Here is a 14,712-nt window from a genome sequence, read left to right on the forward strand (position 1 = left end):
GACCTCGCCCTAGGCCGTGTCCGCAAGGTCCCGCCGTCCGCCCGAGAGGCGGCCCCCGCGGCGTCCGGTGCGTGCTCCGGGGGTCCCCCCGGTCGGCGGCTGGGCGTCGCGGGCGGGCGGGACTTCGCGGACACGGCCCGGCGGTCCGGGTCCTCGGTCGCAGCGTCCGTGCGGCGCCGGTGCTCTTCTAGACCGGCGCCGTTCGGGCGTGCAACGCCGTTTCGGCGGGCGGGAGTTCGGTGGCGGCCGCCGGAAGCTCGATGGTGAACTCCGTGCGGCCCGGGACGCTGGTGACGTCGATGCGGCCGCCGTGCGCTCCGGTGATCGCCGTCGCGATGGCGAGGCCGAGGCCGGAGCCGCCCTCCTTGCCGCCGGCGCGGGTGCGGGAGGCGTCGGCCCGGGTGAAGCGTTCGAAGACCGTGGGGAGAAGGGCCGGGGGAATGCCGGGGCCGTCGTCGCGGACCCGGACGACGACGCTGTGGCCGGCCGTGGCCTCGACGCTCGCCGTGACCGTGGTGCCAACAGGCGTGTGCATACGCGCGTTGGCCAACAGGTTGGCCAACACCTGGTGCAGGCGGGCCTCGTCGCCGACGACCAGGGCCGGGGCGTCCAGGGACAGCTGGAGCTGCCACTCGTGGCCGGTGCCGGCCGCGCGCGCGTCCCACACCGCCTCGGCGAGCAGCGCCGCGAGGTCCACCTCGGCGGACTGGAGCGGCCGGCCCTCGTCGAGCCGGGCGAGCAGCAGCAGGTCCTCCACCAATCCCGTCATCCGCGCGGACTCGGCGGTGACCCGGCGCCAGGCGAGACCCGATTCGATGCGGTCGGTGCCCCGGTTCATCAGCTCGGCGTAGCCCGCGATCGAGGCCAGCGGGGTGCGCAGTTCGTGGCTGGCGTCGGCGAGGAAGCGGCGCATGCGTTCCTCGCTGCGGCGCATCTGCTCCTCGCTGCGCTGCCGTTCGGCGAGCGAGGACTCGACATGGTCGATCATCCGGTTGAGCGCGGCCCCGACCTGGCCGGCCTCGCTGCCGGGGTCGGTGTCCCGCTCGGGCACCCGGGTGAGCGCGGTGACCTCGCCGTGCCCGAGCTGCGAGCGCGAGACCTCGACCGCGGTGGCGGCGACCCGGCCCAGCGGCCGTAGCTGCCGTCGTATGACGACCGCGCACAGACAGCCCGCCACGGTCAGGCCGGCGAGGGCGACGGCCGCCTCGACCACGACCAGGCCCCTGATCATGTCCTGTACGTCGTCCATCGGAAGACCGGCGAGGACCCGGACGCCGTTGTCGTCGAGCACGGTGATCCGGTAGGTGCCGAGGCCGGGCACGGTGCGGGTGTGCTTCGCGCCGTCGGCCGTGATGCCCTTGAGGGCCGCGCGCTGGACGGTGGTGAGGTTCTGGGGCGGAGCGTCCTGGCCGACCACGGCCGCCGCGATGATCGCGCCTTTGTCGTCCAGCCGCGCGGCGAGTGTCCCGGCCGCGTGACCGTTCTCCGAGAGGAACCCGAGGTCGTCGTCGAAGCCCGGACGCAGTTCGGCCCCGCCCAGGCTGCGCTGGGCCGCGTTGCCGACCCGGTCGTCCAAGTTGCCCAGCAGATAGGCGCGTTGGACGAGGACGGTGGTAAGCGACATCGCGGCGCAGACCACCACCAGGGTGGCGCTGATGAAGAGGAGCAGGCGGGTGCGCAGTGAACGGCTTTGCAGGCGGCCCCGGTTGCTCTCGCCGTCGCGGTCCCGGTTGCGGGTCAGGAGGTTCATCTGCCGTCCTCCACGGGCCTGAGGGCGTATCCCATCCCGCGCACGGTGTGGATCATCGGAGCGCGGCCCCGGTCCATCTTCCGGCGGAGGCTGGAGATGTAGACCTCGACGAGGTTGCCGCCGCCGTCGAAGCTGCTGCTCCAGACCTGGTCGAGGATCTGCGCCTTGCTCAGTACCTGGCGGGGATGGTCGAGGAACAGGGTGAGCAGGTCGAACTCCTTGGCGGTGAGCTGGATCGGCTCACCGGCGCGGCGCACCTCACGCGTCTCGCCGGACAGTGTCAGATCGCCGAGGACCCGTACGGAGTCGTCGGTCGGGGTCCGTTCGCTGCCGGCCCGGCGCAGCAGTCCGCGCAGCCGCAGGACGACCTCCTCCAGGGAGAAGGGCTTGGTGACGTAGTCGTCGGCGCCCGCTTCGAGGCCGTCGAGGCGGTGCTCGATCGCGTCACGGGCGGTGAGCATGAGGACGGGCAGCCGGGGGTTCTCGTACCGGAGTCTGCGCAGCACCTGGACTCCGTCGAGGTCGGGCAGCATGCCGTCGAGGACGACGGCGTGCGGGGCGCAGCCGCGGGCGATCCGCAGCGCGCTGTAGCCGTCCGGCGCGGGGTAGGGCCGCCAGCCGGCCTCGGTGACCGCGACGGAGAGCAGCTCGGTGAGCGCGGGCTCGTCGTCGACGATGAGCACGCGCACGCGGCTGCTGCGGGACCCCGAAGTGCCAGTCATGTCCCGATTCTGTCCCGGCCCGCTGAGGGAACCCTGTGTTCCACCTGAGCCGCAGCCGTGTGAACGGGCCGCAAGCCTGGGCGAGCGCGGGGGCGGGCGACCGGCCGGGGCCGCGCCCGCCGACCGGCGGTTTCGTCAACTGCCGTGGCCGAAGCGGGCGTTGGCACTCTCCGGCCACCTGATCCTCTTGAGTCGCCGTCGACCCGGCACTCACTCTGATGACTGGCTTCCGCTCACCGGGCGGAAGCGTTTCCGCGTTCAGGGGAGGACGTCCACCCATGCGAAGACTCCACGCCCTGTGGGCCGTGGCCTCAGCGGCCGGACTGCTCTCGGGGGCCATCACGCCCGCGACAGCCGCCGCCGGTCCCACGGTCTCCACCCACCTCACGGGCCCGAGCACCGCCCCACCGCAGACCGTCACCCTCATCACCGGCGACACCGTGACCCTCACCGTCGGACCGGACGGCAGGAACGCCGTCGACGTCCGGCGCGGCAAGGGCCGCGAGTCCGCCACCTTCCTGTCCAGCGAGAAGGACGGCGAGATCAGCGTCCTGCCGGCGGACGCCGTCCCGCTCATCAAGGCGGGCCGCCTCGACCCGGCCCTGTTCAACATCACCCAGCTCGTCGAGCAGGGGTACACGGACGCGAAGACCGGCTCCACCCCGGTCATCGCGACGTACGGCAAGGGCACCGAGACCCCCGAGGGCGCGCGCCGGACGCTGGCGCTGCCGGGGATCGACGGCGCCGCGCTCAGCGCGAAGAAGTCCACGGCCTTCTGGTCGGACATCGCCCCGGCGCTCGGCACCGCGCCCACCGCGAAGGCCGCGAAGCAACTCGGCGACGGCATCGACAAGCTCTGGCTGGACGCCAAGGTGCAGGCGTCCCTCGACGTGAGCGTGCCGCAGATCGGCGCGCCCGAGGTGTGGAAGGCGGGCTACGACGGCACGGGCGTCGACGTCGCGGTCCTGGACACGGGTGTGGACACCGGGCACCCGGACCTGGCCGGGAAGATCGCCGGCTCGGAGAGCTTCGTACCGGACGAGACGATCCAGGACGGCTTCGGCCACGGCACCCATGTGGCGTCCACGATCGTCGGCTCGGGCGCGGCCTCGGGCGGCCGGTACAAGGGGGTGGCGCCGGGCGCGCGGCTACTGGTCGGCAAGGTGCTGGACGACACGGGCCACGGCCAGTCCTCCTGGATCATCGCGGGCATGGAGTGGGCGGCGCACTCCGGCGCGAAGATCGTCTCGATGTCCTTGGGCGGTACGGCCTACGGTCCCTCCGACGTGCTCAGCGAGACCGTCGACCAACTGTCCGCGTCCACCGGCGCGTTGTTCGTGATCGCGGCCGGCAACGCGGGCCCGGGCGAGCAGACCGTGGGCACCCCGGGCATCGCAGACTCGGCGCTGACGGTGGGCGCGGTCGACAAGTCGGACCAGTTGGCCTCGTTCTCCAGCCGGGGTCCGCGCCTCGGCGACTACGCGGTCAAGCCGGAGATCACCGCGCCGGGCGTGAACATCACCGCCGCCCGTGCCGCCGGCACCACCATGGGCACGCCGGTGGACGCCAACTACACGACGGCCAGCGGCACTTCGATGGCCACCCCGCATGTCGCGGGCACGGCGGCGCTGGTCGTACAGGCCCATCCTGACTGGACCGGCGAGCAGATCAAGGAGGCGCTGGCCAGCACGGCGAAGACGAACGCCGGCGACTCCGTGTTCGAGCAGGGCGACGGCCGGGTCGACGCCGTACGGGCGGTCGAGCAGGACGTCTTCGCGACCTCGGCGCTGAGTTTCGGCAGGTTCGAGGACGGTGACAACGGTGTCGTCGGCAAGGACATCACGTACACCAACACCACTGACAACGCGGTGGAGTTGACGCTCTCGTCGTCGCTCGCCGACCTGACTCTGAGCGCGGACACCTTGGCCGTGCCCGCGCGGGGCACCGCGACCGTCTCCGTCGGCGTCGACCCGGCACAGGAGAACGAGGGCCGCTATACGGGCCATGTCACGGCGACCGCCGACGGCGGCGTCCAGGTCACCACGGCCGTCGGCTTCGAGAAGGCGCCGAAGACCTACGACCTGAAGGTCTCGCTCGTGGACCGCGAGGGCAACCCGTCGACCGGGGCCTCGCTCTTCACGCTCCAGGAGCTGAACGGCGCCTACCCCGACGACTACGGCTTCCTCGGTACCGGCTGGACCTGGCAGGTGCCGGCCGGCACCTACTCCATCGCGACCTGGATCCCGGACCAGGACGGGAGCGGTCTGGCCGTGGGCACCTCGATCGTCGGCAACCCTGAGATCAAGGTCGACGGCGACACCGCGGTGGTCCTAGACGCCCGCAAGGCGGTGGAGATCAAGCCGCGGACGAAGGAGGACTCCGAGTTCCGGGGTTTCAGCACCAGTTGGCATCGGGAGGGGCCGGGCAGCGCCTGGGGACTCACCTACAGCCAGGGCTTCTGGACCGATCACGTCTACGTTGCGCCGACCCCTCCGGTGACCGTGGGCACCCTGGACTTCAACGCCAAATTCCGGCTGTACGCCAAGGAGTTGACGGCGAGCGTCACCAGTCCGGAGAAGACCTCGCTGTCGTCGCTGTACTACTCCCAGACGTACAACGACTTCCCGTTGAAGATCAGCGGTGACCACAAGGTCCAGGCGGTGGACGCGGGCGGCGGTACCGCGGCCGACTTCGCGGGACTCGACGTCAAGGGCAAGGTGGCGGTGGTCGGCATCGGCGCCACCGAGCGGGCACAGAGCGCGCTGGACAACGCGACCAGGGCCGGGGCGGGTTACCTCATCGTCTACCGCAAGACGCCCGGCTTCTGGATCGAGGCCGTGGACCGGGCGACCACCGTCCCGCTGATGATCGCCACCGGGGAGCAGGGCGCCGCGCTGGCCGATCTGCTGAAGACCGGCAAGAAGGTCACGCTGAAGCTGAGCGGCACACCGGTCAGCCCGTACGTCTACAACCTGCTGGCCGCGCAGAGCGGCGCCATCACCGCGAACCAGACCTACCGCCTGGACAAGTCCAACACCGTGAAGCGGAAGGCCCGTTACTACGGTGGCACGGCCGGCGAGCCAGGCGCGGACACCCTGTACACCTTCCGCCCCTGGCAGCTCTTCGGCGTCGAGAACAGCGTGTACACGCAGTTGGGCACGGAACGCGACGAGTACTACTACGTCGACCCGGACACCCGCACCTGGCATGTCGTCTACCCCAACTGGAAGGCTTACCGGGGCGAATGGAGCCCGTTGCACACCTTCACCAAGGCGGCCACCGAGCCCACCGAGGAGTGGCTGCGCCAGGTCGTCCGGCCGGGGAGCAGCAAGGAGTACGGCCTCTCGGCCCGCGCCGGCGACAAACTCACCCTGTCCGTAACGGAGTTGAACGACTCCACACCGGGCCACTACGGATACATCGACGGCATCGACAACACGGCGCAGGGCAAGCTCTACGCGGACGGCCAGCTCGTCGGCGCCTCGACGCGCGGCGGCTACGGCGTCTTCGACGTCCCGGCGGCCAAGTCGACGTACCGCTTCGATCTGGACGTGCAGCGCAAGGCGGCCTGGGCGAAGTACTCCACGAGCACGCACACCGAGTGGACCTTCGCCTCGGCGCACACCGACACCGCGACGGCACTGCCGCTGCTCACCGTCGGCATCGCCCCGAAGGGCCTCGATCTCCTCAACCGGGCCGACGCCAAGCGGGAGTTGACGGTCGGGCTGCCGGTCGCGAACCCGTCGGGGAGCGTCCGGGCGAGCAGCCTGAAGGCGTGGGTCTCCTACGACGACGGCGTGTCCTGGAAGGAGGTGAGTGTGAAGAAGGGCGAGGCACGGTTCAGGCCCGCGAAGGGCGCCGCGTCGGTGTCGCTGCGGGTGCGGGCCGCCGACCGCGACGGGAACGGGATCGACCAGACCGTACTGCGGGCCTTCGGCCTGAAGTGAGCCCGACGGTAGCCCCGAGTGAGCCCGAACCGAGCGGTCGGGCCGACCGACGGTAAGGACTCTTAACAAACACGCTCTACCGTGGCGAGCCATGGTGAACACGGCACAAGACCCTGCGGGACAGACCCCTGCCGCGAGCCCCTGGGCCGCGGTGGGGGTCTCCGCCTACGACGAGTTGGTGTACGGGTCGATTCTCCACCAGCCCGACGCGGGTGCGGGCGGCTGGGCGCTGCTGACCGGCGGGACCCCGGCCGAGCTGCGCGAGGCCTGCAACCGGCTGCTCACGCTCGGGCTGCTCCAACCCCCGGACTCCATGGGCGGGTTACGGGCGGTCGACCCGCGGGTGGCGATCCGCGCGCTGATCCGGCGACGCGAGACGGAGTCCGAACTGGTCGCCGCCACCGCCGAGGAGATGGCCACCGCGTACGAGGCCGGGCTGCTGCGCGAGGAGCCGTCCCGGCTGATCGAGGTCGCCTCCGGCGAGGGCGCCATCGCGGCCCGCCTGGAGGAGATGTACGCCCGCGCGGAGCACGAGGTGTGTCTCTTCGACACCCCGCCGTACCTCGCCCCGCCCGCACCGCAGGTGGACCTCCAGGCCGATCTGCTCAAGCGCGGGATCGTCTCGCGCGGTATCTACGCGGCGACCGCCCTGGAGGATCCGAACGCCCTGTCCCGCGCCTGGAACATGGTCGAACTCGGCGAGCAGGCCCGGGTGTTGCCGTCCGTGCCACTCAAACTGCTGGTGGTGGACGGCCGTCGGGCGCTGCTCCCCCTGACCTCGTCGGCGGCGGGCGGCTACTGCGCCGTCGTCGTATGGCACTCGGCGGTGACCGAGGCCCTGCAGAAGCTTTTCGAGCTGGCCTGGCGGCAGGCGACCCCGCTCGGCCGGGCCGCGGGCAACGGTGAACTCTCCGAGGACGAGGAGGCGTTGACGCGGCTGCTGGCGGCCGGGCTGAAGGACGAGGCGGTGGCCCGCCATCTGGGGGTGAGTCTGCGCACGCTGCGGCGACGGGTGAGCGACCTTCAGGAACGGCTCGGGGCGGCGAGCCGGTTCCAGCTCGGGCTGCGGGCGGCGCAGCGGGGCTGGCTGTAGGGAACGGCGGAGGGCCGCACCCCCGTCGCCGGGGATGCGGCCCTCAACTGCCCTACCGGATCTGCTAGTTGCGGATCAAGTTGCGCAGCACGTACTGGAGGATGCCGCCGTTGCGGTAGTAGTCGGCCTCGCCGGGGGTGTCGATGCGGACGACCGCGTCGAACTCCACGCCGGTGTCGGTGGTGACCTTGACCGTGCTCGGGGTGGTGCCGTCGTTCAGCTCGGTGATGCCGGCGACGGAGAAGGACTCCTCGCCGGTCAGGCCGAGGGACTCGGCGGTCTGGCCCGCCGGGTACTGGAGCGGGACGACGCCCATGCCGATGAGGTTCGAGCGGTGGATGCGCTCGTAGGACTCGGCGATGACGGCCTTGACGCCGAGGAGCGCGGTGCCCTTGGCGGCCCAGTCGCGGGACGAGCCGGAGCCGTACTCCTTGCCGGCCAGGATGACCAGCGGGATGCCCTGCTCGATGTAGTTGCGCGAGGCGTCGTAGATGAACGCGACCGGGGCGTCCGCCTGCGTGAAGTCGCGGGTGAAGCCGCCCTCGGTGCCCGGCGCGACCTGGTTGCGCAGGCGGATGTTGGCGAAGGTGCCGCGGATCATGACCTCGTGGTTGCCTCGGCGCGAGCCGTAGGAGTTGAAGTCACGCCGCTCGATGCCGTGCTCGGTGAGGTACTTGCCGGCCGGGGTGTCGGCCTTGATGGCGCCGGCGGGCGAGATGTGGTCCGTCGTCACCGAGTCGCCGAGCTTGGCGAGCACGCGGGCGCCGGCGATGTCCGAGACCGGGGTGGTCTCCATCGTCATGCCCTCGAAGTACGGGGGCTTGCGGACGTAGGTGGACTGCGCGTCCCACTCGAAGGTGTTGCCCTCCGGGATGGGCAGCGCCTGCCACTGGGCGTCGCCCGCGAAGACGTCGGCGTAGGACTTGTTGAACATGTCCTCGCCGATGGAGTTCGCGACGACGTCGTTGACCTCGGCCTCGGTCGGCCAGATGTCTTCCAGGTAGACCGGCTTGCCGTCCTGGTCGGTGCCCAGCGCGTCGCGGGTGATGTCCACCTTCATGGAGCCCGCGAGGGCGTACGCGACGACCAGCGGCGGGGACGCCAGGTAGTTCATCTTGACGTCCGGGTTGATCCGGCCCTCGAAGTTGCGGTTGCCGGAGAGCACCGAGGTCACGGCCAGGTCATGGTCGTTGACGGCCTTGGAGACCTCTTCCGGCAGCGGGCCGGAGTTGCCGATGCAGGTGGTGCAGCCGTAGCCGACGAGGTTGAAGCCGACCTTGTCGAGGTAGGGGGTGAGCCCCGCCTTGTCGAAGTAGTCGGTGACGACCTTGGAGCCCGGGGCGAGGGTGGTCTTGACCCACGGCTTGCGGGTCAGGCCCTTCTCCACGGCCTTCTTCGCGACGAGCGCGGCGGCGACCATGACGTACGGGTTCGAGGTGTTGGTGCAGGAGGTGATGGCCGCGACCGTCACCGCGCCGTGGTCGATCTCGTAGGTCGAGCCGTCGGGGGCGGTGACCGTGACCGGGTTGCTCGGGACGCCGTTGGTGGCGGCCGGGGCGTCGGAGGCCGGGAAGGACTCCTTGCCCGCCTCGTCGTCGTCGGCGACGTAGTTGCGCACGTCGCTCTTGAACTGCTCGGAGGCGTTCGCCAGGACGATGCGGTCCTGCGGGCGCTTCGGGCCTGCGATCGAGGGGACGACCGTGGCGAGGTCGAGCTCCAGCTTCTCGGAGAAGTCGGGCTCGGCGGCCGGGTCGAGCCAGAGGCCCTGCTCCTTGGCGTACGCCTCGACGAGCGCGACCTGCTGGTCGCTGCGGCCGGTCAGGCGCAGGTACTTCAGGGTCTCCCCGTCGATCGGGAAGATCGCGGCGGTGGAGCCGAACTCCGGCGACATGTTGCCGATGGTGGCGCGGTTCGCGAGGGAGGTGGCGGCGACGCCCTCGCCGTAGAACTCGACGAACTTGCCGACCACGCCGTGCTTGCGGAGCATCTCGGTGATGGTCAGCACGAGGTCCGTGGCGGTGGTGCCCGGGGTCAGCTCGCCGGTCAGCTTGAAGCCGACGACGCGCGGGATGAGCATCGAGACCGGCTGGCCGAGCATCGCGGCCTCGGCCTCGATGCCGCCGACGCCCCAGCCCAGCACACCGAGGCCGTTGACCATCGTGGTGTGCGAGTCGGTGCCGACCAGGGTGTCGGGGTACGCCTGGCCGCCCCGGACCATGACGGTCCGGGCCAGGTGCTCGATGTTGACCTGGTGGACGATGCCGGTGCCCGGCGGGACGACCTTGAACTCGTCGAACGCGGTCTGGCCCCAGCGCAGGAACTGGTAGCGCTCGCGGTTGCGGCCGTACTCCAGCTCCACGTTCTGCGCGAACGCCTCGTGGGTGCCGAACTTGTCGGCGATGACGGAGTGGTCGATGACCAGCTCGGCCGGCGCCAGGGGGTTGATCTTCGCCGGGTCGCCGCCCAGCTCCTTCACGGCCTCACGCATGGTCGCGAGGTCCACCACGCAGGGCACGCCGGTGAAGTCCTGCATGATCACACGGGCCGGCGTGAACTGGATCTCCTGCGACGGCTGGGCCTGCGAGTCCCAGGTGCCGAGGGCGCGGATGTGGTCGGCGGTGATGTTCGCGCCGTCCTCGGTGCGGAGCAGATTCTCCAGCAGGACCTTAAGGCTGTAGGGGAGCCGAGCCGAGCCCTCCACCTTGTCCAGGCGGAAGATCTCGTACGACTCGTCGCCCACCTGCAGTGTGCTGCGGGCGTCGAAGCTGTTCGCCGACACGACAGTCTCCTTCATTGATGTGCGCGTTCCCACCGCATCCTGCCGCCACAACGTCTTGGCCGATCCGCTAAGGTAAGGCTAAGTTAGGCAAGCCTTACTACTGGGATCGGCGGAGTGTGCGGCTGCGGTGCACCTCGGCAGATATCTCGATGTCGAGATAACTCTAGTACATGGGGGCGGGCTGGTCATGCCCGGACCCTTTCCGCCGCCATACCCGCGCATCTTCGGGGTACCAGGTGCGGGACGAAAGGGGGCGGGATGCCGCTCACGTTCCGCAAGAGCTTCCGGATCCTTCCTTGGCTTCGGCTCAACATCAACAAGGGGTCCATGTCGTTCACCACGGGTGGCAAGAAGGGCCCGCGGTACACACGCAGCACCTCAGGGCGCCGTACGACGTCGATGAACCTGCCCGGGCCCTTCGGGTGGCGCAAGACGCGCACCAAGAAGGACGACTGACCGGCCGTCACCCGAACGGCCCCCCCCATGAGGCGCCATCTCATATCTGAGATAACCTCGGCCTCATGGCAGACGACTACCTCGTACGCATCGGCAAGCTCATCCGTGACGCCCGGCAGCATCGGGGCTGGACACAGACACAGCTCGCCGAGGCGCTCGGCACCAGTCAGAGCGCCGTCAACCGCATCGAGCGCGGCAATCAAAACATCAGCCTTGAGATGATCGCTCGAATCGGTGAAGCCCTGGACAGCGAGATCGTCTCTCTGGGCTACGCCGGTCCGATGCATCTCCGGGTGGTCGGCGGTCGTCGGCTCTCCGGCGCGATCGATGTGAAGACCAGCAAGAACGCGTGCGTGGCACTGCTGTGCGCCTCGCTCCTCAACAAGGGGCGCACAGTGCTGCGCCGGGTCGCGCGGATCGAGGAGGTGTACCGCCTTCTGGAGGTACTCGGCTCGATCGGCGTCCGCACCCGCTGGATCAACGACGGCGTCGACCTGGAGATCGTGCCGCCCGCCGAGCTGGAGATGGCCGCGATCGACGCGGAGGCCGCCAAGCGCACCCGCTCGATCATCATGTTCCTCGGCCCGCTGCTGCACCGCATGGACAGCTTCAAGCTGCCGTACGCGGGCGGTTGCGACCTCGGTACCCGCACGATCGAGCCGCACATGATCGCGCTACGGCGGTTCGGGCTCGACATCGCCGCGACCGAGGGCCTCTACCACGCGCGGGTCGACCGGTCCGTCTCCCCCGACCGCCCGATCGTGCTGACCGAGCGCGGCGACACCGTCACCGAGAACGCGCTGCTCGCCGCCGCCCGCCACGACGGCGCCACGGTCATCCGCAACGCGTCCTCCAACTACATGGTCCAGGACCTCTGCTTCTTCCTGGAGGCGCTCGGCGTACGGGTCGAGGGCATCGGCACCACCACGCTCACCGTGCACGGCGTGCCGACCATCGACGTCGACGTGGACTACTCCCCCTCCGAGGACCCGGTCGAGGCGATGAGCCTGCTGGCCGCCGCCGTCGTCACCGAGTCGGAGCTGACGGTCCGCCGGGTGCCCATCGAGTTCCTGGAGATCGAGCTCGCGGTCCTGGAGGAGATGGGCCTCGACCACGACCGCACCGCCGAGTACGTCGCGGACAACGGCCGTACGCGTCTGGTGGACCTCACGGTCCGGCCCTCCAAACTGGAGGCGCCGATCGACAAGATCCACCCGATGCCGTTCCCCGGCCTGAACATCGACAACGTGCCGTTCTTCGCGGCGATCGCGGCGGTCGCGCAGGGGCAGACCCTCATCCACGACTGGGTCTACGACAACCGCGCGATCTACCTCACCGACCTCAACCGCCTCGGCGGACGCCTCCAACTCCTCGACCCGCACCGGGTGTTGGTCGAGGGCCCGACCCGCTGGCGGGCCGCCGAGATGATGTGCCCGCCGGCGCTGCGGCCCGCGGTCGTCGTCCTGCTGGCGATGATGGCGGCGGAGGGAACCTCCGTGCTCCGCAACGTGTATGTCATCAACCGGGGTTACGAGGATCTGGCGGAGCGGCTCAACTCCGTGGGGGCGCAGATCGAGATCTTCCGGGACATCTGATCGGCGGGGGTGTCGTGCCCCTGGGAGATGAGGGGCACGACACTCCTAAATGCCCGCTGACCTGCTGCTTCACACTTGCAGGACCCTCCATTGATCATCGCCGTTTTTCATCACCTTGTGCAACGTGTGTGCAAGATGATCTTAAATTGGTGACGATGCATCAGAGGTACCTGAGTGACCGTCAGCCTTCACGGAGAGTGCTCGCCCAAGGGGCCTCGCAATGTCCGCACGGACGGTGCCACTGGCGTTCCTGAGATTCGGAGTTCAGTCCTCGCCGCGCACGCGCATCAAGCCCACTACACCGCTACGGCCAGTTCCAGCCCGGACCCCCACGCGCACCGGCGCTCCTTCGATCATCCGGCTGACCCCCACGTCCGGGTCCACGACCTGCTGACCGAGGCGCCCGCCAACAACATTCGCGACGATGATCACCTGCTAATAATCACGTCCGAGACCAGCAAGAGCGCGTCAAACTCCACCCACACCAGCGGCCCGACCTGCGAGTTCAAGATGAAACGATCTCACTGGGAGGACGCCCGGCCTGGGTGCCAGGTCAGGGACCCGGTTTGGGATCCTGCTCCAGAGTGCGGGCGATCTCCAGGGCCAGGCGTAGTTCCATCGGGTCGCCGATGGGGTGGCCGAGCAGTTCCTCGGCCTTGTGAACTCGGTAAGTGACGGTGTTGCGGGCGATGTGGAGTTGTTCGGCCGCGGCCCGGGGGCTGCGTTCGCAGTCGAGGTAGACGCGGAGGGTCTCGCGGAGTTCGCGGGTGCGCTCGTCGTCGGCCAGTAGTGACCCGAGGATGTCCTCGGCGTACCAGCGGGCTTGTTCGCGGTCAGCGGTGGCCAGGGACAGGGCCCGCACCTGGGCGTAGTCGCACCAACGGAACGTCGGGTCGCTGTGCTGCGCGGCAACGCGGGCGCCTTCGCGGGCGCCCAGATGGCTGCGCCGCATGCCCTTGGGCCCGTACGCCACCGGCCCGGCGGCGACCCTGATCCCGGGCGGCTGCGGCAACTGCCGAGCCCGGTCGGTGCGGTCGGGAGCGGGCTCGGCTCGCCAGCCTGCCCAAGCCGATACCTGGCCGGGGACGGCCGGGACGGCGAGCCAGCCGTCGGCGGCCAGCGCACGGCCCAGGTCCTCGACGTAGCGTTGCAGGCCGGTGGCTGCCCTGTGCCGGTCGTCGGCCACCACCACGAACGCCTGGTGGTGACGGGCCAGTTCGTACCCCAGCGTGGTGGAGGCGGCCCCGGCGGGGACATCCTTCCCGGTCAGCAGCCTCTCCACGACGCGACGCCGTTCGGCCTCCCGGCCGGCCTTCCAGTGGGCTCGCTCGGCCAGGTATTCCTCGGCCACGAGACTGGCATGGGCATCGGCGTAGGCGAACAGCAAGTCGCTCACCCGGCGGCTCTCCGTCCGACGGTCCGGCTCGGGCAAGGTGGCGATGGCCGCGGCGAGCGCCTGGTGCAGACGGGCGTGCCCGATCCGCACCCCACGCAGCACCCGGTCCAGGGGGATCCCCCGGCGTGCGAACTCCGCACCACCGGCGGCGGCTTCCTCGGTGATCGCCTCGTCTCTGGGCGAGAGGTCTTCGAGGAGGCCCCGCAGCGCCAGCAGCACGGTCGATTCCACCGTGGCACGCAGGGTGGCGAACGGCGCGGGACCGCCGCCGAACTCGGGCATCCGCGCGATGCTCTCCTCGGTCATCTCCAGCGCGGTCTGCACGGCCCAGGCCACCGGCCCGGGTCCCAGCACCGCCGTGGAGACAGCGATGGTGACCGCCGAGCAGACGGGCTCCGGTCCGGGTGCGCCGTCCGGCGTGCCGTGGGGCACCAGGGTGAGGATCCAGTGGTGCGGGGCGCTGCTCATGCGGTCAGTCCTATCAGCTCAGCGCCGCCAGTTCGCCGCGGAAGAACACCAGTGGTCTCGCGTTGCCGGACGCGTGCGCATCGTGGACCAGGCCTGCCACCGCGAGATGGTCGCCGACCTCGTGGACCGCGTGGAGTTCGCAGTCCAGCCAGGCCAGGACGCCTTCCAGCAGCGGAGATCCCAGGGGGCTGGGCACCCAGGCCTGACCCGTGAACCGGTCGGTCTTCCTCGCCGCGAATGCGGTGGCGATCTGTGGCTGGCGGGCCGCCAGCACGTTGACACAGAACCTGCCCGCAGTCTCGATGAGCGGCCAGGTGGTAGAGGATTTTCCGGCAAAGAACGACACCAGCGGCGGATGCAGCGACGCCGAGGTGAACGAACCAACGGTCATCCCGATCGGGACGCCGTCGTACAGGGCCGTGATGACCACGACACTGGACGGCACATGCCGCATGATCTCTCGCAACGCGTTCATGGCATCCACCTTGCGCGGCCGGGTTGGGCCT

The 14,712-nt window shown here is 70.0% G+C and carries 9 protein-coding genes; 4 read left to right on the top strand and 5 right to left on the bottom strand.

All coding sequences use genetic code 11. The features are described 5' to 3' along the window. Nucleotides 1-187 precede the first annotated feature (187 nt). Both ACIRRY_RS43415 and ACIRRY_RS43420 read right to left on the bottom strand, forming a co-directional pair. The gene (locus ACIRRY_RS43415) at nucleotides 188-1,750 is read right to left on the bottom strand and encodes a sensor histidine kinase (protein ID WP_403984404.1); all 1,563 of its coding nucleotides are present in this window, start codon (nucleotides 1,748-1,750) and stop codon (nucleotides 188-190) included. Continuing rightward, nucleotides 1,747-2,472, bottom strand: a complete 726-nt coding sequence (locus ACIRRY_RS43420; protein ID WP_403984406.1) for a response regulator transcription factor — start codon at nucleotides 2,470-2,472, stop codon at nucleotides 1,747-1,749. The genes ACIRRY_RS43415 and ACIRRY_RS43420 overlap by 4 nt, the downstream gene beginning before the upstream one ends. 278 nt (nucleotides 2,473-2,750) lie before the next feature. Here ACIRRY_RS43420 and ACIRRY_RS43425 point away from each other — a divergent pair, with 278 nt between their 5' ends. Both ACIRRY_RS43425 and ACIRRY_RS43430 read left to right on the top strand, forming a co-directional pair. Continuing rightward, complete coding sequence (locus tag ACIRRY_RS43425) at nucleotides 2,751-6,419, top strand: S8 family serine peptidase (RefSeq protein WP_403984408.1); 3,669 nt, start codon at nucleotides 2,751-2,753, stop codon at nucleotides 6,417-6,419. 91 nt (nucleotides 6,420-6,510) lie between these two features. Beyond that, nucleotides 6,511-7,512, top strand: a complete 1,002-nt coding sequence (locus ACIRRY_RS43430; protein ID WP_403984410.1) for a helix-turn-helix transcriptional regulator — start codon at nucleotides 6,511-6,513, stop codon at nucleotides 7,510-7,512. Between the two features lie 64 nt (nucleotides 7,513-7,576). On the opposite strand, the gene acnA is transcribed toward ACIRRY_RS43430, so the two are convergent. Next, nucleotides 7,577-10,291, bottom strand: a complete 2,715-nt coding sequence (acnA, locus tag ACIRRY_RS43435; RefSeq protein ID WP_403984412.1) for an aconitate hydratase AcnA — start codon at nucleotides 10,289-10,291, stop codon at nucleotides 7,577-7,579. A 258-nt stretch (nucleotides 10,292-10,549) separates the two neighbouring features. Between acnA and ACIRRY_RS43440 the strand changes: the two genes are divergently transcribed. Continuing rightward, nucleotides 10,550-10,747, top strand: coding sequence for a DUF4236 domain-containing protein (locus tag ACIRRY_RS43440; RefSeq protein WP_403984414.1), 198 nt, complete (start codon nucleotides 10,550-10,552; stop codon nucleotides 10,745-10,747). Between the two features lie 65 nt (nucleotides 10,748-10,812). Then, nucleotides 10,813-12,342 carry a UDP-N-acetylglucosamine 1-carboxyvinyltransferase gene (locus ACIRRY_RS43445; RefSeq protein WP_200679360.1) on the top strand — a complete coding sequence of 510 codons (1,530 nt, stop codon included), beginning with the start codon at nucleotides 10,813-10,815 and terminating at the stop codon, nucleotides 12,340-12,342. A 553-nt stretch (nucleotides 12,343-12,895) separates the two neighbouring features. Here ACIRRY_RS43445 and ACIRRY_RS43450 read toward each other — a convergent pair. Next, complete coding sequence (locus ACIRRY_RS43450) at nucleotides 12,896-14,206, bottom strand: PucR family transcriptional regulator (RefSeq protein ID WP_403984417.1); 1,311 nt, start codon at nucleotides 14,204-14,206, stop codon at nucleotides 12,896-12,898. Nucleotides 14,207-14,219: 13 nt separating this feature from the next. Next, nucleotides 14,220-14,681: a flavin reductase family protein gene (locus ACIRRY_RS43455; RefSeq protein ID WP_403984419.1), complete on the bottom strand. Its 462-nt coding sequence runs from the start codon at nucleotides 14,679-14,681 to the stop codon at nucleotides 14,220-14,222. Between the last annotated feature and the right edge of the window lie 31 nt (nucleotides 14,682-14,712).

This window comes from Streptomyces sp. NPDC101776, assembly GCF_044766845.1.
Classification (GTDB): domain Bacteria; phylum Actinomycetota; class Actinomycetes; order Streptomycetales; family Streptomycetaceae; genus Streptomyces.